16 protein-coding genes are annotated in these 19830 nt (G+C 59.6%); 15 read left to right on the plus strand and 1 reads right to left on the minus strand.

Annotation, left to right across the window (positions count from 1 at the left end):
- Window positions 1-5: 5 nt before the first annotated feature.
- From FHT71_RS17475 to FHT71_RS17515, 9 genes are all read left to right on the plus strand, one after another.
- Window positions 6-2690, plus strand: a complete 2685-nt coding sequence (locus FHT71_RS17475) for a carbohydrate-binding protein (RefSeq protein WP_132590417.1) — start codon at window positions 6-8, stop codon at window positions 2688-2690.
- A 17-nt stretch (window positions 2691-2707) separates the two neighbouring features.
- Window positions 2708-4963 carry a trehalase family glycosidase gene (locus FHT71_RS17480; RefSeq protein ID WP_132590419.1) on the plus strand — a complete coding sequence of 752 codons (2256 nt, stop codon included), beginning with the start codon at window positions 2708-2710 and terminating at the stop codon, window positions 4961-4963.
- Window positions 4964-5318: 355 nt separating this feature from the next.
- On the plus strand, window positions 5319-6395 hold the full coding sequence (locus tag FHT71_RS17485) for an extracellular solute-binding protein (protein WP_132590421.1): 1077 nt from the start codon (window positions 5319-5321) through the stop codon (window positions 6393-6395).
- A complete protein-coding gene (locus tag FHT71_RS17490) occupies window positions 6385-7299 on the plus strand; it encodes an ABC transporter permease (RefSeq protein WP_132590423.1) in 915 nt (304 codons plus the stop codon). The genes FHT71_RS17485 and FHT71_RS17490 overlap by 11 nt, the downstream gene beginning before the upstream one ends.
- Before the next feature lie 10 nt (window positions 7300-7309).
- The gene (locus FHT71_RS17495) at window positions 7310-8089 is read left to right on the plus strand and encodes an ABC transporter permease (protein WP_007800754.1); all 780 of its coding nucleotides are present in this window, start codon (window positions 7310-7312) and stop codon (window positions 8087-8089) included.
- Window positions 8076-9125 (plus strand): ABC transporter ATP-binding protein, encoded by a 1050-nt coding sequence (locus FHT71_RS17500; protein ID WP_132590425.1) that lies wholly within the window; start codon window positions 8076-8078, stop codon window positions 9123-9125. The genes FHT71_RS17495 and FHT71_RS17500 overlap by 14 nt, the downstream gene beginning before the upstream one ends.
- Before the next feature lie 2 nt (window positions 9126-9127).
- Window positions 9128-9724 (plus strand): cysteine hydrolase, encoded by a 597-nt coding sequence (locus tag FHT71_RS17505; RefSeq protein ID WP_132590626.1) that lies wholly within the window; start codon window positions 9128-9130, stop codon window positions 9722-9724.
- A gap of 55 nt (window positions 9725-9779) precedes the next feature.
- A complete protein-coding gene (locus tag FHT71_RS17510) occupies window positions 9780-10268 on the plus strand; it encodes a MarR family winged helix-turn-helix transcriptional regulator (RefSeq protein WP_007800749.1) in 489 nt (162 codons plus the stop codon).
- Between the two features lie 38 nt (window positions 10269-10306).
- A complete protein-coding gene (locus FHT71_RS17515; protein ID WP_007800747.1) occupies window positions 10307-12655 on the plus strand; it encodes a glycoside hydrolase family 3 C-terminal domain-containing protein in 2349 nt (782 codons plus the stop codon).
- 266 nt (window positions 12656-12921) lie between these two features.
- Here FHT71_RS17515 and FHT71_RS17520 read toward each other — a convergent pair whose 3' ends face one another.
- The gene (locus FHT71_RS17520) at window positions 12922-13917 is read right to left on the minus strand and encodes a LacI family DNA-binding transcriptional regulator (RefSeq protein WP_132590628.1); all 996 of its coding nucleotides are present in this window, start codon (window positions 13915-13917) and stop codon (window positions 12922-12924) included.
- Between the two features lie 175 nt (window positions 13918-14092).
- Between FHT71_RS17520 and FHT71_RS17525 the strand changes: the two genes are divergently transcribed.
- From FHT71_RS17525 to FHT71_RS17550, 6 genes are all read left to right on the plus strand, one after another.
- On the plus strand, window positions 14093-15040 hold the full coding sequence (locus tag FHT71_RS17525; protein WP_132590427.1) for a sugar ABC transporter substrate-binding protein: 948 nt from the start codon (window positions 14093-14095) through the stop codon (window positions 15038-15040).
- A 124-nt stretch (window positions 15041-15164) separates the two neighbouring features.
- Complete coding sequence (locus FHT71_RS17530) at window positions 15165-16286, plus strand: ABC transporter permease (protein WP_007800741.1); 1122 nt, start codon at window positions 15165-15167, stop codon at window positions 16284-16286.
- A gap of 2 nt (window positions 16287-16288) precedes the next feature.
- On the plus strand, window positions 16289-17083 hold the full coding sequence (locus tag FHT71_RS17535) for an ATP-binding cassette domain-containing protein (RefSeq protein WP_132590430.1): 795 nt from the start codon (window positions 16289-16291) through the stop codon (window positions 17081-17083).
- Between the two features lie 82 nt (window positions 17084-17165).
- Entirely contained in the window at window positions 17166-17969 is an 804-nt protein-coding gene (locus FHT71_RS17540; protein ID WP_132590432.1) for a TIM barrel protein, read from the plus strand.
- A 42-nt stretch (window positions 17970-18011) separates the two neighbouring features.
- Window positions 18012-19004 (plus strand): inositol 2-dehydrogenase, encoded by a 993-nt coding sequence (gene iolG / locus FHT71_RS17545; RefSeq protein ID WP_132590434.1) that lies wholly within the window; start codon window positions 18012-18014, stop codon window positions 19002-19004.
- Window positions 19005-19132: 128 nt separating this feature from the next.
- Entirely contained in the window at window positions 19133-19420 is a 288-nt protein-coding gene (locus FHT71_RS17550) for a MurR/RpiR family transcriptional regulator (RefSeq protein ID WP_007800733.1), read from the plus strand.
- The last annotated feature ends 410 nt before the right edge of the window (window positions 19421-19830 follow it).

The raw sequence follows: 19830 nt of genomic DNA on the forward strand, positions 1-19830 counted from the left end.
ACGAGTTGGCCCAGATCCGAACCGGACAGGATATCGACCACCGCGGCGTGTTCGAAAAACCGACAGCCGCCTTTCGGCCCTCGGCCTACTGGTTCTGGCATTCGATCCCGACGGAGGAGGTCTGCCACGCACAGCTCGACGATTTCAAACTGAAGGGGATCGGCACCATCCTCATCCAGGCGCGTCTTGCGATGTCGCGGGATGATTATCTGTCGCCTGATTACCTCAATGCCTATCGCGTTGCGGCCGAAATCGCCGGTGAGCTTGGCCTGAAGCTCGGCATTTATGACGACTACAACTGGATCAGCGGTCACGCCGGCGGGCGCACGGTTGCGGGCTGTGACGCGGTGCGCGAACGCCACCTGTTCTGGGCCTCGTCCGAGCAGGCTGAGGGGCAGATCAGCGGCATCCATCCGCCTTTCACGCAAAAGATGGGGTCGGACATTTTCGAGTGGCAATATGAAGGCGGTCGGGTCGAGTGGTGCGAATGGGTGGTCGCGTCCGCCCTGCTGCATTCCTCCGATGAGGTTGGCGGTCTGGACGAGATTGTCGATGTGATCACACAGACATCGGTCGTTAGAAGCGACGATGTTTCCTGCACCTACGCATTCGACGGCGAGATTAAAGACGGCCAGACGTTGACGGTCTTCATCAGCGCGCGCTCAACGACCTCCCGGCTGATCAACTACCTCCTGCCGGAAGCCGCGGAGCGGTTCATCGACGTCGGGCTTGATCCGCTCGTCGAAGCGCTTGGTGATCTCGTGCCTGATCCCGTCGGCTTCGTGTTCTATGACCAGCCGGCGGCCGGGTTTTACAAGTGGGATCAGATTTCGGGCAGTCTCGGCAACAGTCTGCTGTTTGCTTCGACGCTGCCGGATGCCGCTTTGCACAGCACGGGCCAGCCGTTCGCCAAGACGCTGCTGGCGCTGCTGCGCGATGTCGGGCCTGAAACCTTGCGGTTGCGCGCGCAATTCTATGCTGCCTATTCAGCCCTGATGAACGATGCCTTCTCCGGCACGCTGCGTCGATGGGCCGAGGGCAAGGGCATCGCGCTGACTGGACACGAGATCCTACCGCATATCAGCGCGTGGTCTTTGAACGGCGGTTTCACCAGCATAGACCCCAGGGTTGCGCTCGCTGTGGATTTCTTCGGCATCGACGCTTTCAGGCATGAGACGGCGGTCGATTCCAACAATTTCATTGCCCAGCTTGCGCCGAAGCTGGGCGATTCCGTTGCCCGCTCGAATGGCCGCAGCCGCTGTGTCGTGGAGACCTATGCCAGCGCCGAGCGAACGCCCGTGCGCGCCGCCGGCCAATGGGAGCTGACGCTGGAGACAATGCGCGCGCAAGCGATCCGGCTCTATTGCCTCGGCACCCGACAGTTTCTCTGGCACGGCGTTTACCAGAGCGATGGTCACGACGACGATCCGACGCCCTTTGCCAATCCGCGTTTTGATTTCGGGCCGGGCATCAATTTCGAGCCGTGGTGGAGTTATCACGATCTGTTCGCGCAGGAGACCGCACGCATCTCCGCCTTCATCGAGCCGGCCAAACCCCGTACCCCCGTTGCAATCCTCTATCCGCTTCAGACTGCGTTCGCAGAAGGCCCGCGCCACACACATGCCACCCACATCGGCGCATGGTGCGAAAAGCTTCTGACGCAGGGACGCGACTTCATGTTGGTGAGTGAGGCTGATCTTGCGACTGCAACGATAGAGAGTGGCCGTCTCCTGGCATCGGGTCTGGTTTTCGATGCGATCGTCCTGCCATCTGTGACCGTGCTGGAGACTAAGGCGACGTTGCAAACCCTTGATGCCTTCAAGGCTGCGGGCGGTGTCATCTGGTCGTCGGGCGATCACTTGTCCACCGTCTGCGATAGCGCAATACGGGATGCCGTCGAGGTTTCAGTGCATGTCGAAGGGATGCCCGGCGACAGCGATGTGATCGCTCTGTTGCAGTCGCTTCCGTCGTCCGGTCCCGACTTGGTCTGCCGCTCTGGGAACAAGCCATGGCAATGGGTCGGATACGAGGCTGACGGCTGGTGGCGGGTTGTCCTGTTCAACGATGGCTCAACGGAGCTCGTCAGCGAGATCTCCTTCGGAGACAGCTTCGAGTGTGAGGTTTGGGCCGCGACGACAGGCGAGGTGAATGAGGCATCCACCTTCGGTCGTCTGGCGGTCGCGCTCGCACCACAGGAAGTACGTTGCATTCGGCTGCGGCAAGTGCTGCAGAAGGCAACGATCCAAGGTCAACTCTCGGATCAACCGCTTCTTGATGCTGGACACGCGATATCGCTTGTCGACGGTTGGAGCTTTGCGCCGGGCACCGGTTTAGAGTTCGTGCCGATTTCGGTGCTATCAGGTTGGGAGATGCAGGGCTTTACCGATTTCTCCGGTACCGGCATCTATCGGCTGACGCTGGAAATAGGCGATGAGGCCGATTGGGTCCTAGAATTGCCTGAGGTCAATACCGTGGTCGCCGCGTGGCTGGACGGCAGGCAGATCGATCGCCGCGGCTGGCGGCCCTATCGTTTTGCCTTGGGTCGGTTGGTCTCCGGTGTTCATTCGCTGGAACTGCGCGTCGCCAACACGGCCGCAAATCGCTATTACAGCAACACACCCTATCTCGGCGACAGCCTCGACAAGAGCGGATTGACCGCAGCACCGAAACTCATCCCGCAGACAAACTGACCGGAAACCACCTAGCCATGCCACAACATTCGACGATCCCCCTGATGCGCGCCTGGAACAGCTGGTCCAACCGGCCGGCCGAAATGGTTTTCCTGCCCCTCGGCGTGCGGATCACGCCGATTCTGTACTCGACCCGCAGCAAGTCGACCTCTGTCATCGAACCGCGCCGCGACTCGGTCCGGCTGGGGCGCCACACGATCGACGGCTCGCTGATCGAGCTGGAGACCGATCACAGCGGCACGACCGTGGCCTTTTCGACCACGAAGACCGATCCCTTCGCCGTTCGCGGCAGCTGGGACGGCAAGGTTTCGGCCGAATGGGGGCTGCGCTTCTGGGTGACGCTGGCGATCTCGTCCGATGGCAGTGAGCTCGCCGTCCATGATGCAGGGCGAAACGTCACTCTCTTGAAGATCGGCACCCGCTTCGTGGCGGTCGCGACCTCCGAACCGCCGATCCATGTCACCGGCCACGAGACGATCGACGCATTGTGCGCGGATTTCGAGGAGAACGGCTACTTCTACACCGCCACTCGCAAGAACGAGGCACCTGTCATCGCCTTGCGCTTCAATCTCGAAATGATGCGCAAGGGCGCCTATGCCGCAGGCGTTGCCGATAGCGCGGAGCTTGCCATTTCGAAGGCGCAGGCCTGCCTCGCTGCCGGTGCGCCCGCCGAAATCGCCGATGTCCAGGCAGGCGTGTTCGAAGGCGCGCTCGACGCCATCCGCGATGTGGTCGCCTGGAACACGATCTGGGACGAAACCAATGCGCGCCCCTATACGGCAGTGACGCGGATCTGGAACCTCGGGAAGTTCGCGGTCTGGTACAATGACCAGATTTTCGCGGCTCTATTGGCCGGCGTCTTCGACGCGGATCTGGCGCGCGAGAATATGGCCACTGCGGTGGCGGGTGCGACGCCGCAGGGAAATATCGCCTGCATCGTCACCTCCAACGACGCATGGGTCGATCGTACGCAGCTTCCGTTCGGTGCTTTGGTGGTCTGGCAGTTGTATCAGCGCACCGGCGAACGCTCGATGATCCAGGCAAGCTATGATGCGCTGGTCCGCAATCGGCGCTGGTGGCAGGAAAACCGCGATCCGGATGGTTTAGGGCTGCTCTCCTGCGGTACGTCGGATGTTGGCGAGGGCCTGTACAAGGGGACTGCCTTTGCCGCGCGCAATGAAACCGGCATGGACAATTCCGCGACCCATGACGAGGCGGTCTACGATCCCGTCACCCGCACCCTGTCGACGTTCGACCTCGGCCTCAACTGTGCAGCGGCTCTCGACGCCGAGATGCTGTCGAAAATGGCCGCGGTGCTCGGCAAGCCCGAAGATGCACGCGAATTCGCCGCCCTTGCCGAGCGCAGCCGCAAGCTGATCTCGGAAACACTGTGGGACGAAAGCCGTGGCATATTCGCCAATCGCCAGCGGCGCGGTGGCTTCGTGCGGTCGCTATCGCCGACCAGCTTCTACCCGCTGCTATGCGGCGCGGCCACGCCAGTGCAGGCCGCCCGCCTGCTCGAGCATCTGAGCGATGAAAGCACGTTCGGCGGCGACTACGTTCTTCCGAATGCTACGCGCGACGATCCTGCGTTCGCCGACAATGTCTACTGGCGCGGACGCATTTGGCCGAATGTTAACTACATGGTCTGGCTCGGCCTGCGCCGCTATGGCTTCGTTGCGGAAGCGAGCAAACTTGCCGCCCAGAGCTACGACCTCTTCATGAAGTCCTGGCGCGAGGATCGCATCGCCTCTGAAAACTACAATGCGGTGACCGGCGAGGCGATGGACCAGGGCGATACCGACCCGTTCTACATCTGGGCAGCGATGCTGCCTCTGATGGCCGCCGGCGAGATCGTCGAGTTCGATCCCTGGACGGGCTGGACCGTGCGCAACACTGGGCAGGATGTCGCTCTCGGGCCGATGGTGTCGCCGTCAGGAACGCTGCATCTGGCCGTTGAAGCAGGCATTCTTGCCTTGACGCTGAACCGCCGCACCGCGCTCAAGACCGACCTGCGGACCACGCTCTCGCGCATCACCATCGCAGAAGGGCGGATTGCCTGCACCGTCGCGCCAACCGCCGAAGACGGCTATATCGAGCTGCCTGACCTGAACATTCGTCAGGTCGTTGCTGTCCGTCTGGATGGGGAGAATGTCGCCTTTGTTGCATCACAGCAAGGGATACGCCTCATGATTGCCGAGAGCGCCCGTGACCGCCAACTCGACGTCTATTTTTCACCACGCGAGCCGCTCCCCACGCAAGGTAGCGCTTGACACAAGTCAATTCCTCATCAATAGTTTGTATACAAATAAAAAACGAAAAGACTGATACTAATAACAGAGGGTTTGAACTGAGGTCGGCGACAAATCGAATGATTGAAGTTGGCTTTCTATCGGCGTTATACGCTATTATCCGTCTATAAAACGATGTTCCGCAGCTGTGCGGCGCAGGTTTTCACTTGCCCGGAAAAATGCGTGTTCGAATATTCGATTTCCTCTGATGATAGTTTGCATACAAACAATTAGATGTGCCTGGCATGTCGCCTGTTTTCGGCTTAGCCGATCCGTTGAGGTCGCTGACTGCGGTCGCGATCGTCTATAACTGTGTATGTTCAAGAGGGGTGCCACAATGACTGAACTCACCAGACGCAATACGATGAAGTTGATGTCCGCAGCGCTTGTCGCTGGCGTCAGTTTCTCCAGCCTGCCGCGCAAGGCCTTTTCGGCTGGCACCATCACGGTATTGAACTGGCAAGGCTACGGCACGGACGAAGCATGGTCCGTCAAGGCTTTCACCGAAAAGACCGGCATTGCAGTCGTTCACGACTACTATAGCTCGGAATCGGAGATGCTGACCAAACTGCGCACCAATCCGGGCGCTTACGATCTCGTCGTTCTCAACGCCGCACGTTGCGCCCAGGCCGTTGCCGAAGATCTGCTGCAGCCGATCGATTTCAGCAAGGTTCCGAACGCAGCGACGGTCGATGAGAACCTGCGCTCCAACCCGAACTTCAGCAAGGACGGCAAGGGCTTCGCAGTTCCGTGGGTCTGGGGCATGACCTCGCTCGCCATCCGTGAAGGCATGCCGGTTCCCAATAGCTACGCCGTTCTCGCCGACCCTGCCTATAAGGGCCGCGTTGCCATGGACGACGATGCGATCATCAACGTTGCCGTCGGCGCCCTAATGAGCGGCCAGGACATCAACGATCCAAAGGATCTGGCCGCTGTTACGGCTGCACTCAAGTCGATCAAGCCGAACGTTAAGCTTCTCTGGTCCACGGAAGATCAATGGAACAAGTCGTTTGCCGCCAAGGAATTCGACCTGTCGCTCTTCTGGTCGGGCGGTTCGGTGCGCTCCAAGCGCAACTCGAAGCTTCCAGTTCAGTTCGTTGTTCCCAAGGAAGGCGGCATCGGTTGGGTCGATGGTCTCGGTATCCCGGCATCGGCTCCGAACGCGGAAGGCGCGCTTGTGTTCGCCAACTGGATGATCGATCCGGCATTCTATGTGGAATGGGCCACCAAGGTCGGTGCTCCGGCGTCGTCGAACTCGGCCGCTCTGTCCGCGCTTCCGACCGACGATCTGAGCCGCCAGGTGCACAAGCCTGAATACCTGAAGACAATGGGCATCATGTCGGCGCTGCCGGACGATCGCCGCGAAGCCTTCAACAACGTATGGCAGGAAGTGAAAGCCTTCTATGCAGAATGACCAACTGACATTGGCGTTAGTGCGTGGACCTTCGGGTCCGCGCAGTCGGCGCGCGCTCCCGTCATGGGTTTCGACGACAGCCTTGCTGCTGCCAACTTATGCTTGGTTGACACTTGCTGTCTTCCTGCCGCTGCTGACTATGTTCGTGTTCAGCTTCATGTCGGCGACACCGATGGGCAAGGCCCCGATCGTCTTTACGCTGAAGCAGTACCGCGCCTTCATCGATCAGCCCTATCTGGTCGGCATCGGCATCACGTCATTGCTGATCGGCTTCTGGACAACGCTGTTTTGCGCCATACTCGGCTTTCTCGCCGCCGTTGCGCTGGTTCGATCGACCTTTGGCAAGACGCGCGAAATGCTGCTGATCCTGATCCTTCTGCCCTTCTGGACCAACGGTCTGGTGCGCGTGTTCTCTTGGACGATGGTGCTCCGGGAAAACGGCTTCCTCGACAATCTGCTGCACATGATTGCGCCCGAGGCCGGATCGATCGGCTTTCTCTACACACGCTATGCAATCGTGGTCGGTCTTGTTCACGGCTATCTGCCATACATGATCCTGACCTGTTACATCGCCCTGGTGGCAATCGACGACGCGATCATAGAGGCTGCATCCAGCCTCGGCGCACGCTGGTGGACCATTCTGTTCAAGATTCTGGTGCCGCTCGCGGCTCCTGGCCTGATCTCCGGCTCCGTCCTGATCTTCATTCCGGTCATCGGTTCGTTCATGGAGCCGCGCATCCTGGGTGGCCGTGTCGGCGTCACCATGGGGACGGTGATCGAAGACCAGTTCACGCAAGCCTTCAACTGGCCGCTCGGCGCATCATTGTCCTTTACGCTGCTGGCCGTCGTGCTCGCCATTTTCGCAACCTTCTCCGGCGTTCTGCGCCGTGGCACGACAGCTTGAGGAGGGGATCATGAACCCGCTTGGACGTCTCTATCTCATCGCGATCCTGATCTTCCTCTATACGCCCATTCTCGTGATGATGGCGATGGGCTTCAACGCTTCGCCGCTTTATCAGCTGCCGTTCAGCTTTTCGCTGCAATGGTACCAGGCGCTGTGGAGCAACACTGTTTTGCTGACGGCCGGCATCAACAGCATCGTTATTGCCACCATCACCGCGGTGCTGGCGACAGCGCTCGGGACCATGGCATCGGTGGCGCTGTCGCGGCGGACATTCCGCGGCAAGAGCCTGCTGCAGCTTATGCTTCTGCCACCGATTGCCATCCCATGGCTGATCACCGGCACGGCCATGCTGATCTTCTTCTACTGGAGCGGCATCGGGCGCGGCATGCATGCCCTGCTGATCGGCCACGTGGCCCTCGCCATCCCTTATGTGGTTCTGGTGGTCGGTACCGGTTTTCGGACCATTCGTGCCGATCTCGAAGACGCCGCGATGAGCCTTGGCTCCACGCCGGTCCACGCTTTCTTCTCGGTGACACTGCCGCTGCTTTATCCGAGTATCCTCGGCGCGGCACTTTTCGCCTTCGCCGTATCGCTCGACCAGTTCGTCATTTCCTACTTTCTCGCAACGCCCGGCTACACCACGCTGCCGGTGCAGATCTACTCCTCGATCCGCAAGGGCTTCACCCCTGAAATCAATGCGATCTCGACCGTGCTTCTGCTCGGTTCGATGACGATCATCCTGATTTTCGCGCGCTTCGCCAAGCCCGGAGACACCCGTGACAAACGTTAAAGTCAATTCCGTCGCCAAGACCTATGGCACCACGCCCGTCCTGTCAGATATCACCACCGAGTTTCCGGAAGGCTCCTTCACCAGCCTTCTTGGACCGTCCGGTTCCGGAAAGACTACGCTTCTGCGCATCGTCGCGGGCTTCATCAAGCCGGACCAGGGCGTTGTCACGATCGGCAACAACGATGTGACCGATATCCCGGTCTGGGGTCGTAACATCGGCATGATGTTCCAGTCTTACGCCTTGTTTCCGCACATGACGATCGCCCAGAATGTTGCGTTTGGTCTGGAACGTCGCGGCATCAAGGGCGCGGCCGCTCGCAAGGAAGTCGATCGCGCTCTGGAGATGGTGCGGCTTCCCGGCTTCGGCGACCGCACGCCCAAGCAGCTGTCCGGTGGCCAGCAGCAGCGCGTCGCGCTGGCGCGCGCCATCGTCATCAAGCCGAGCGTGTTGCTTCTGGACGAACCGCTGTCGGCGCTCGATCGGCGTCTTCGTCAGGAGATGCAGGTCGAACTGCTGCGTATCCAGCGCGAGAGCGGTCTTACGACGATCTTTGTCACCCACGACCAGGAAGAGGCGCTGACACTCTCCGACAAGGTCGCCATTCTCGACAAGGGGCGGATTGTCCAGATCGGCGAGCCGGAAGCGGTCTACGAGCGGCCCCTGACACGCTTTGCCGCGGAATTTCTCGGCGATTCCAACTTCCTGACCGGTACGATTGATAACGGTGCCGTGCGCCTGAACGATGGCACCGTGGTGACAACCACCGGGACACTACCCGGCGACCGCTCGAAGGTCACGCTCGCCGTGCGCCCGGAAAAGATGTCGATCGTATCGGGCCCGACGGACGGCAACAGCCTGACGGCGCGCATCACCACCGTCATTTATGCTGGCCCGGTGCTTTCTTATCTCCTGGAAACCAAGGACGGACTGCCGCTCAAGCTGTTTGCACAGAACCGCGACGGCAAGGTCCTGAGCGATGGTGACACCATCACCTTGAGCTGGTCTCCGGAACACACGGTCCCGGTGGCTGAGTGACCATGGCGACCGTGCCGTTTTCGAAAAAAACGTTGCATGTCGTCATCGATATGCAACGCCTGTTTATCGAGGAGACGGCGTGGTACACGCCGGCGATTGCCGAGATTCTTCCGAACGTGATGGCGCTGTGCGCTGCAAGGCCATCCGATACCGTGTTCGCCCGTTTCATGGTTCCGCGGGATCCCGAAAGCGCCAAGGGCCGATGGAAGAACTATTATCGCCGATGGTCGGCTGTGACGCTGGATGAACTTGACGTCGCGATGCTTGATCTGGTCGCACCGCTTGCGGCGGTCGCCCAACAGGGATCGCTCGTCGACAAGGAAACCTATTCGGTCTTCGGGTCGCCCGGTTTTTCCGAGCGATTGCAGGCAGCAGGCATCGATACCATGATCTTTTCGGGCGTCGAAACCGATGTTTGCGTCTACGCCAGCGTTCTCGATGCAGTCGATGCCGGCTACCGTGTCGTTCTGGCAGAAGACGCGCTGGCAAGCGGCGACATGAAGGCGCATAGAGTCGTCGTCGAGAATTTGGCGCCAAGGCTTTCTGAGCAGATTGAAATTCTGTCGACAGAAGCCATCCTGAACTTATGGCGAGAATGAATTTAGGAACGCGGTTGCCTGCCTGGAAGACGAACAGATAGATTTGAGAGATCCCATGGACGTTCCGTTCAAAGATAAAGCCGATTCGCCAAAGGCAGCACCTTCATCCGCGGCCGACGCAAACGCTCCGCAGGCCGAATATGCGCTTGGCGAACAGATCGGATTTTATCTGCGCCAGGCCAACCAACGCCATGTCGCCATCTTCACAGGCCTGATGGCTGAGAAGCTGACCACGACCCAATGGGCAGCGCTGGTCAAACTCAAAGATCTGCAGCCCTGTTCCCAGGGCAATCTTGGCCGTGAGACGGCGATGGATATGGCGACCATCAAGGGCGTCGTCGACCGGCTCGTCAAGCGCGGGCTGGTTCACACCGCGCCGGATGCAGCCGATGCGCGGCGTCTTGTTTTGACGCTGACTGCAGAAGGGGAGGCGACGGTAGCGCGCAATCTATCGATCGCCCTTCAGATTTCGCAAGAAACGCTGAGCACCTTGACGCTTGCCGAGCGGATGATGCTGATGGAACTCCTGCAGAAGATCTGCTGACAGGACCATCTCTGCTGCCCAGAAATGAGAGAGTATCGATGTTTCAGCCCAGCGACGACGAAATCCACTCGCTTGTCGGCCAGATGACGGTTGCCGAAAAGGTCGATCTGCTGAGCGGACGTGGTCTGTGGAAGACAGGATCCATCGAACGGCTCGGCATTCCATCTGTTGTCATGACCGACGGCGCCTATGGCGTTCGTTACTCGACGACCCAAATCGACGCCGGTGACAGTGATGCAGACAGCCTGCAGGCATTCTTGGAACTCGTCGACCAGCAGGCCGATGCGCCAGGCGGTATGTTCGGCATGACCCGTCCCGCGACGTGCTTCCCAAACGGCAATCTGCTTGGCTGTTCGTGGGACGTCGATCTGGCCTATCGGATGGGGGCGGCGCTGGCGGCGGAATGCCAGAACTTCGGCGTCCATCTCCTGCTTGGACCGGGCATCAATATCCGCCGCACGCCGTTGGCCGGCCGTGCCTACGAGTATTATTCCGAGGACCCCCTCATCAGTGGGGACATTGCTGCGGCCGTCATCTCGGGCCTGCAGGATAACGGCATCGGGGCCTCGCTGAAGCATTTCGCTTGCAACAATTCCGAGATCGAACGAACAACCACCAGCTCAGAAGTCGATGAACGGGCACTGCGCGAGATCTACTTGGCTGGCTTTGAACGGGCGATCGAAAAGAGCGCGCCCTGGACCGTCATGAGCGCTTACAATCCGCTGAACGGTGTCCAGGCGGCCGAGAATCACTGGCTTCTCACCACAATCCTGCGCGAGGAGTGGGGCTATGACGGGCTTGTCGTTTCTGACTGGCACGCCATCAAGGATCGTGGGGCTGCGCTCTCTGCCGGGACAGATCTCGACATGCCGGAGAGCAAGCCACGCAAAGCGCGCCTGAGTGCTGCGATCAAGGCCGGTAAAGTGGCGCCCGAGGCGGTCGACGCTGCCTGCGCGAAGGTTCTGGCATTCGTGCGCCAATGCAAGTTGAACGAGCGGCGCGGGATGGCCGCGAACCTTGACGGGCACCATGCCCTGTCGCAGGAGATCGCCGCGGAATCGATCGTGCTGCTGCGCAACGAAGGCAATGTGTTGCCTATTGATCCAAGCCGCCCAGGCGAGATCCTCGTCGTCGGCGATGGCGCTGTCACCCCTGTCATTCAGGGTTCTGGGTCGGCCACGACCAACCCTTATCGCGTTGACAGCCCCTTCGTTCAGATCGCCGCCCGGGCGGGAAGTGACCTCAAGGCAAGGCATCTGCCATTTTCCTCCACTGTTCCGGTCGGCATGCCGGCATCGATCGAAACGATCGTCGAGGCAGCATCGAGTGCCGACGTCACGCTGGTGTTCGCGGAGAACGAGAAAAGCCGCCACGGCGAGGGCAACGACCGTGACTCACTGAGGCTGGCCGCCAGCCACGATGCTCTCATCAAGGCGTTGGCGGCAGCCGGACGGAAGGTCATCGTCGTGCTCTCGATGCCCGATACCGTCGAGATGCCGTGGCTCGAGGATGTCCATGCCGTGCTTGCCATCTTCTATCCGGGGCAAGGCGGCGGCGAAGCGCTCGCTCGCATTCTATTCGGCGAGCAGAACCCTTGCGGCAAGCTCTCCGCCAGCATGCCCGCGCGAATGCAGGATATTCCCGGCTGGCACACCTATCCCGGCGAGCACGGACGCCATGTCTACAGCGAGGGTATTTTTGTCGGCTATCGCTTCTACGATCTCAAAGCGATTGTCCCGGCGTTCCCGTTCGGGCATGGGCTCAGCTATACGACGTTCTCTTATGAGAATATCGAGATCGATGCGCGTGAGATCGGCGCAGCTGCGGATTGTCGGGTACGTGTCACTGTCCGCAACAGCGGATCGGCCGCCGGCAAGGAGGTCGTCCAGCTCTATGTGCGCCCGCTTGCGCCAGGCCTGAAGCGGCCGATCCGTGAACTCAAATCCTTTGCCAAGCTGCATCTGCAGCCCGGCGAGGCGAAGACGGTGAGCTTCACGCTAACGCAGCGCGATTTTCGCTATTTCGATACCTCACGCTCTACCTGGGTTCTTGATGCGGAGGCTTTCGTGATCGAGGCTGCGGCATCCTCCCGCGATATCCGCTTGTCCGTCACCCTGCCGTGCCGCCCGGAAGCTTCCGCTCTGCCTGTCATCTCGCCCAACTCTCCCACGGCGCTCGTTTTCGCCCATCCGAAGGCCGAGGCCGCTCTGGTCGACTTCTTCATCGCGGCGCTTTCGATTTCTGTTGCGGAAGCCACGGCACTTCTGGCCAAAACGAAAGGCTCCTTTCTTGGCTTCTACGACACCCTCAGCTGGTATGTCGGCGATAGCGTCAAGGAGAGCGATCTCGCCAGTGTCTTCGCTCGATTGAACGACCATCACTATTAGGCTCCGTCAAGATGATGGCGGCCGGCTATTCGAACCGTGCATCGCCCATCTTGCTGGGCGATGCATCCTAGCGTCGCGCTGTTCTTCGCTCCGCATTTGGGACAGGGTTTAAAATAGCCAAAGTTCCATAAATAGGCGCTATGCCATATCTCATAGGTTCTTCAGGGGGGGCGCTGGTAATGATCCTTTCAAGAGCTGACCATTTAGACGCCATTCGATCATGGTCAGAAGTGCGAGGTGCTCATTGGACGATCCTAGGGACATTTTCATGCCGATGACCTCGGCACAAAACGCCCCTGCATGACAACCATTTCAGCGTCGCGCTTTCCGGTGATCATTGCGACAATGGCGTCGACCATCTCGCCGGCGGGCTGTTCGTAGCTTGTCAGTCCATAGGCGGGGGCGCCGCCGAGCTCGATATTGTCGAAGCCGACGACTGCCAGGTCTTGCGGGACTCCGAGACCGAATTCGCTCCGGGCGACATCCATCGCTCCCATCGCCAAAATGTCATTTTCACACATCAATACATCGATGCGCGACGCGGGCGAAGTTGCACGCAAATAAGTTCGTGCTGCCTCGGCGCCGGCCTGGGCGCTGTATCTTTCCGCGGCCAATTCTGTGACGCCTTCAACACCCTTCCGTCGCCAGAAATTTGCATAATGATGGCGCCTGCCCAGCGCCGTCGACAGGGTTCTCGCCCCCGTCATAAAGCCGGGACGGCGATAGCCCTTGTCGAACAGGTAATCGACGATCTCGCTGAGAGCGAGTTCTGCATCGCAGGCAATCGCGGGAACGCCGGGAATTTGGCTGTCTCTCGCAAGAACGAACATCGGCGGGAAACCTCGGCCAAGGCGTCGATCACCGAGCGTTTCCTCGCGAAAGGCGGTACCGAATAGGATAACGGCGTCGAATTGTCGTTGGTCGGCGTTGATCAACGCGTGAACGTGATCGAAATGGCGGTTGATGTTGATCAATACGGTCAGCAGACCCTGTGCCTGCAGGCGCTCGGTCAACATCTCCAGAACCGGAAGCTTGTGCGGATTGGCGAAGTCGTCGACGAAGACGGCCACCTGATGGGTGGTGTTCGTCGCAAGACTGCGGGCAAGCAGGTTAGGCGAATAGTTCAGGACCTCGGCCGCCTGAAGCACTTTTTGTCTGCTTGCGTCCGTAATCGACGCACCTGGCGTGAACGCACGGATGACGGTCCATTTCGACACGCCGGCAGCCTCAGCCACCTCTTTTGCCGTCGCCCGTTTGCGCATGCCCGCCTCCTTCTGATTGGAATGAATATTCCACAAAAAAATAAAAATGGAATGGACGCTTGATTTTTGTCGACAATAAAGTAGCTTTATCGAGTTTGCTACCGGGTGCAAATGGAGTTGCAACCGGTAGCATTCGGAGGTTCGGGTAGCGCGGACTGTTTTTTGGGAGGGTAAAATGAAATTCGGTTTGAAATCGCTTCTCACGGGCGCGGCCGTTGCTGCTGCGCTCATGGGCTCTTCGGCAATCGCCAATGCCGCTGACATTCGCATCGTCACCGTCACTCACGGCCAGGCCAATGATCCTTTCTGGTCCGTCGTCAAGAACGGCGTCAACGCAGCGGCGAAGGACATGGGTATTAGCGTCGATTATCGCGCTCCGGAAACTTTCGACATGGTGTCGATGGGGCAGCTCATCGATGCTGCCGTCAATCAGAAGCCCGATGGGCTCATCGTCTCCATTCCAGACGCCTCAGCACTCGGTCCATCCATCAAGAAGGCTGTCGCCGCCGGTATCCCGGTTATTTCCATCAATTCCGGTTCCGACGTTTCAACGGAGCTAGGAGCGCTGTTGCATGTTGGCCAGGACGAATATACCGCCGGCAAAGCCGCCGGCGCGAAGCTGCATGAGCTGGGCGGCAACGAAGGCCTGTGCGTGAACCAGGAGGTCGGCAATGTTTCGCTCGATCTGCGCTGCAAGGGCTTTGCCGACGGGTTCGGCGGCAAGGTCACGGTGGTACCCGTCAGCAACGATCCGGCAGATGTCCGCGCGAAGGTCAAGGCGGCACTGAGTTCAAATACCGCCGTCGACACCGTCATGGCGCTCGGTGCCAGCACGGCCGGCGAGCCGTCGCTGGCGGCGGTAGAGGATGTCGGAATGACCGGCAAGATCAAGGTGGCGACATTCGACCTTTCAGCCGATTTCCTGAAAGCCGTGGCCGACGGCAAGGCAGCATTCGCGATCGATCAGCAGCAGTTCCTGCAGGGCTATCTACCGGTCGTATTTTTGGCAAACTACGCCAAATACGGGCTTATCCCGGGTGGTAATGTTCCGTCCGGCCCGAACCTCATCACCAAGGACAAGGCTGCCCAGGTTGTGGATCTTTCCGCCAAGGGCATTCGCTGACCGGAATTGCCGAAAGGCATTCTCCCAGAATCTCCTCCTCCTAGTGGGGAGGAGGTTTGGCTGACCGAACGCGCTGCCGAACAGCGCCACCGCTACCCTAAATTACGATCCAGTCGGAGGAGTTATGGCTTCGCTTGAGCAGAGAACGGCGGCTGCGCCGAAGGCCGATGAGCGCGTCAAACAAGTGAATTTTCTGACGCATATGATGCGGCGGCCCGAGCTTGGTGCTGTGGCAGGTCTTGTTCTCGTCATCGTCTTTTTCTTTCTTACCGCAGATTCGACGATGTTTTCGCTTTCCGGCTTGATGACCATCATGGCGCCGGCATCGCAATTGGGAATCCTTGCCATTGCGGCGGCACTTTTGATGATCGGAGGAGAGTTCGATCTCTCGATTGGCTCGATGGTGGCCTTTGCGGGACTGATCTTCGGCGTCATCCTCACGAATTTCGGTCAGCCGCTTTCGGTTGCCATCGTTATGACGATGCTCTTTGCCGCGTTCATGGGCGCGATCAATGGGCAGATCGTCATTCACACACGCCTTCCGTCCTTCATCGTGACCCTGGCATTCCTCTTCATTCTCCGTGGCCTGACGCTTGTCGGCCTGAAATGGGCGACAGGCGGCTCGACGCAGCTTCGCGGCATCAGCGACCGTGTCAAGGACAGTCCGCTGCTTGGCTTCTTTTCCGGCGATGCACTGAAGGGCGTCTTTGTCTGGCTCGCGGATCACGATCTGATCGACAGGTTCCCCAACGGCATGCCGAAGGTCACGGGCATCCCGGTCTCCGTATTGTGGTTTGTCGCGCTTGCCCTGGCTGCGACCTGGGTCCTCCTGCGCACCCGCATGGGCAACTGGATCTTTGCTGCCGGTGGCGATCCCAATGCGGCGAGAAACTCCGGCGTCCCCGTTCACAGAGTTAAGACCGGCCTGTTTGCACTGACAGCATGCGCGGCAGCTCTGGTTGCCATCATCACCGTGCTCGATGCTGGCTCGACTGACGCCAGACGCGGCTTTCAGAAAGAGTTCGAGGCGATCATTGCCGCCGTCATTGGTGGGTGCTTGCTGACGGGCGGCTACGGTTCGGCGATTGGCGCCTTCTTCGGCGCGATCATCTTCGGCTCGGTCTCGATCGGCCTGACCTACACCAAGTTCGATTCCGACTGGTTTCAGGTCTTCCTGGGTTCGATGTTGCTGCTCGCCGTTCTCTTCAACAATTTTATCCGCCGCAAGGTTACCGGGGAGCGCTGATCATGTCTGATGTCAATAATCGAACGCCGATCATCGAAGTGACTGACATCATCAAGCACTACGGCTCCGTGATTGCGCTCAACGGCGTGTCGATGCAAGTGTCGGCCGGAGAAGTGCTTTGTCTCCTCGGAGACAATGGCGCGGGGAAATCCACATTGATCAAGACGCTCTCCGGTGTCGTGCGCCCAAGCGGAGGTTCGTTCCTGGTCGAAGGCAAGCCGGTCAATTTTCGCAGTCCGCGCGACGCGCTCGATGCAGGGATCGCGACCGTCTATCAGGATCTTGCCATGATCCCGCTGATGTCGATCACCCGTAATTTCTTCATGGGGCGGGAGCCTCGCAAGGGCTTCTTCCCTTTCCGTCGCCTCGACCTCACGCATTGCAACGATGTCACGCGGGAAGAGATGCGCAAAATCGGCATCGATATCCGCGATCCCAATCAGGCGGTGGGTACATTGTCCGGGGGCGAACGCCAGTGCGTTGCCATTGCTCGCGCCGTCTATTTCGGCGCCAAGATCCTCATTCTCGACGAGCCGACCTCGGCGCTCGGTGTGGCGCAAACCTCGATGGTGCTGAAATACATCCATCAGGTTCGACAGAAAGGACTGGGCGTCATTTTCATCACCCACAATGTCCGCCATGCCTATGCGGTGGCAGACCGCTTCACCATCCTCAATCGCGGCCAGACGCTTGGTACCTTTGCCAAGGCGGACATCGCGATGGATGAGCTTCAGAACCTCATGGCTGGCGGCAAGGAACTGCAGCAATTGTCCGCAGAACTCGGCGGTACGATCTAGCCGGCCCGCTTCCGAAGCGGCGATCGCTTGGCTTTCAAAGGACGTCGCCGCCCTCTCACTCAATCAACTATGGAATACTGTTATGAACGACGGCTCGTCGAATGCCTCATCCCCCTTCACGCTCGCGGTCTGCGCCGAGATGGTCTTTAAGTCGCTTCCTGTCGTCGACAGGCTCAAGCGCATTACCGAACTCGGCTTTCAAGCCGAGATCTGGGACTGGACGAAACATGACATCGCTACCCTTGCAAGATCAGGAGCAGCCTTCTCGTCGATGACGGGCTATGTGACCGGCACGCTCGCCGATGACGAGGGCGCCGACGAATTGCTGCGAACTGCGAAGCAATCGATCCCGGTCGCAAGGGAGCTCAATTGCCCGCGCCTCAACCTGCACGGAACCGGTCTCGACGGCCAGGGCCTGCCGGTGGTCAAGGCCGACAAAGTGACGGGCGCCATGTGGCTCAAGGCGCGCGACACGCTTAACCGCATCGCCGACCTCGGCGAGAAAGAGGGCGTCACCTTCGTGCTCGAAAACCTCAATGAAGCAGTCGATCACCCCAAGACACCGTTTGCCAAAGCCGAAGATACGCTCGCGCTCGTTTCGTCGGTGAACCGACCGGCGCTGAAGCTCAATCTCGACCTCTACCACGCCCAGATCGGCGAAGGAAACCTGATCGAGCTGTGCCGGCGCGCTCTGCCCCATATCGGCGAAATACAGGTGGCGGACGTTCCCGGCCGCATGGAGCCGGGCACCGGAGAAATAAACTACAAGGCAATCGCCCGTGCTCTCAAGAATATGGGCTATCGCGGGACGATCGGCATGGAGGCCTGGGCCTCCGGCGAAGATGAGACGGCGCTTGCCCGTTTCCGCAACGCCTTCACCGTTTGAAGATTTCGATAGTCAACGCTTACACGTCATGGAGAAATATCAATGATCAGGTTTGGAGTGATCGGCGCCGGCCGGATAGGCAAGGTGCATGCCGCGACTATTGTGGCGAACCCGAAGGCGAAGCTCGTCTATGTGGCGGATGCCTTCAAGGCATCGGCTGAGGCGCTTGCCGCGCAGACGGGCGCCGAGGTTGCCGAAGCGGCAGATGTCATCAAGTCCTCAAGTGTCGATGCGATCCTCATCGCGACACCGACCCCCAGCCACGCCGATCTCATCGAGGCGGCCGCGAAGGCCGGCAAGGCTATCCTCTGCGAAAAGCCGGTGTCCCTGTCGGTCGAGCGCATCAATGCCTGCCTCGACATCGTCGAGAAGAACAGGTCGACCTTGATGATCGGCTTCAATCGCCGGTTTGACCCCAACTTCGCCAGTGTGGAAGCACGTCTGCGCCGCGGCGACATCGGCGACATCGAGATCGTGACGATCACCAGCCGAGATCCCGCGCCGCCGCCGGCCGACTACGTCAAGTCCTCCGGCGGGCTGTTCCGCGACATGATGATCCATGACTTCGATATGGCCCGCTTCCTCATCGGGGAGGAATTCGTCGTCGTGAATGCACTTGGATCGTCGCTCGTCGACAAGGCGATCGGAGCTGAGGGCGATGTGGATACCGCCGCCGTGCAGATGCAGACGGCTTCCGGACGCATTGCGGTCATCACCAATTCTCGCCGGGCGACTTACGGCTACGACCAGCGCATCGAAGTCCATGGAGCTGCCGGCATGCTAGCAGCGAGGAATATCCACGCAACCAGCGTCGAGCTTTCCAATGCGAATGGTGTCAGCGGCGACCCCGTTCAATATTTCTTCCTCGAACGCTACGCCCAGGCCTACGCCAACGAGATCAATGCCTTCATCGATGCGATCGACAGCGGCAATCGTTCACCGAAGCCCGGCGGACTTGATGGCCTCCAGGCGCAGAAACTGGCGGAGGCCGCCACCGTGAGCTGGCAGACGGGCAGGCCGGTGCAGCTCGGTTAACAAGCCTCGATGCGGTGCGGCCAAGTCCTGACGTTGCCGCATCGCCACCGGGCTCACGTGCCGCCCCGCGATATGCGTCCGGATCGCACCGCGCTTTCCGGAAGACGTTCTTTGGAAGGCGAAGCGCAATGCCACAGGAAAGAAACCACCATCCTCCCGCGACACTGCAGGAATTGAAGTACCTGATCGCCAAGCGGCAGATCGTCTTTCCCAATAGTCTCGAGCAGGTCGCGAGACAGATCATAGAACGGCCGGAAATGATTGCTTTCGAAAGTGCTGCTGCGATTGCACGCAATTGCAAGGTTTCTCAAACGACGGTGCACCGATTTGCACAGCACATTGGGTTTCAAACGTTGGGCGAGTTTCGCGCGGTGATAAGAGATCATCTTCGCAAGACTGCTGCAAATCGCCGCTAGGCGGACAGCAGCTGTGGGCTCCTGTCATCAGGATCATGTTGGGTACGGAACAAGAACAGCTCTGGGCGCCATCCGCGTTGGCAGCAGGGATTGAACCATGGCGCGGTATGCCGGTTTGCGTTTCGGAATTTCGTGGGGCACACTTGGAAGCGGGAGCGCGCCCGCGACCGGACTGCCTTCTCATCGATCCCATGTAAATCGGGCAACGTCGAAGCTTCCCCGCTTCAATTGCCGCGAGACTTTTTTGTTGCCATGGACGCGGAACTTCGCATCGTAGCCACCGCATATCTTGATCTTCGATATCCGTTGCGGGCGCGGACCGACAGGCGGTCGACGTCCAGGAGCTTCGCGACTTGACGGGGGAAATCGCAGCGGATCGGCTCGGTTCTGAACAACCCCCGGTGTCTGTC

Origin of the sequence: Rhizobium sp. BK060 (assembly GCF_014193145.1) — a bacterium.
In the GTDB taxonomy this organism is placed as follows: Bacteria; Pseudomonadota; Alphaproteobacteria; order Rhizobiales; family Rhizobiaceae; genus Rhizobium.

What these genes read in the sequence shown, in the direction of transcription:
- FHT71_RS17510 (WP_007800749.1), top strand. Translation starts at nt 9,780, where the DNA reads ATGGACGTTCCGTTCAAAGATAAAGCCGATTCGCCAAAGGCAGCACCT.
- FHT71_RS17535 (WP_132590430.1), top strand. Translation starts at nt 16,289, where the DNA reads ATGTCTGATGTCAATAATCGAACGCCGATCATCGAAGTGACTGACATC.
- FHT71_RS17520 (WP_132590628.1), bottom strand. Translation starts at nt 13,917, where the DNA reads ATGCGCAAACGGGCGACGGCAAAAGAGGTGGCTGAGGCTGCCGGCGTG.
- FHT71_RS17525 (WP_132590427.1), top strand. Translation starts at nt 14,093, where the DNA reads ATGAAATTCGGTTTGAAATCGCTTCTCACGGGCGCGGCCGTTGCTGCT.
- iolG (WP_132590434.1), top strand. Translation starts at nt 18,012, where the DNA reads ATGATCAGGTTTGGAGTGATCGGCGCCGGCCGGATAGGCAAGGTGCAT.
- FHT71_RS17530 (WP_007800741.1), top strand. Translation starts at nt 15,165, where the DNA reads ATGGCTTCGCTTGAGCAGAGAACGGCGGCTGCGCCGAAGGCCGATGAG.
- FHT71_RS17485 (WP_132590421.1), top strand. Translation starts at nt 5,319, where the DNA reads ATGACTGAACTCACCAGACGCAATACGATGAAGTTGATGTCCGCAGCG.
- FHT71_RS17480 (WP_132590419.1), top strand. Translation starts at nt 2,708, where the DNA reads ATGCCACAACATTCGACGATCCCCCTGATGCGCGCCTGGAACAGCTGG.
- FHT71_RS17515 (WP_007800747.1), top strand. Translation starts at nt 10,307, where the DNA reads ATGTTTCAGCCCAGCGACGACGAAATCCACTCGCTTGTCGGCCAGATG.
- FHT71_RS17505 (WP_132590626.1), top strand. Translation starts at nt 9,128, where the DNA reads ATGGCGACCGTGCCGTTTTCGAAAAAAACGTTGCATGTCGTCATCGAT.
- FHT71_RS17550 (WP_007800733.1), top strand. Translation starts at nt 19,133, where the DNA reads ATGCCACAGGAAAGAAACCACCATCCTCCCGCGACACTGCAGGAATTG.
- FHT71_RS17540 (WP_132590432.1), top strand. Translation starts at nt 17,166, where the DNA reads ATGAACGACGGCTCGTCGAATGCCTCATCCCCCTTCACGCTCGCGGTC.
- FHT71_RS17495 (WP_007800754.1), top strand. Translation starts at nt 7,310, where the DNA reads ATGAACCCGCTTGGACGTCTCTATCTCATCGCGATCCTGATCTTCCTC.
- FHT71_RS17490 (WP_132590423.1), top strand. Translation starts at nt 6,385, where the DNA reads ATGCAGAATGACCAACTGACATTGGCGTTAGTGCGTGGACCTTCGGGT.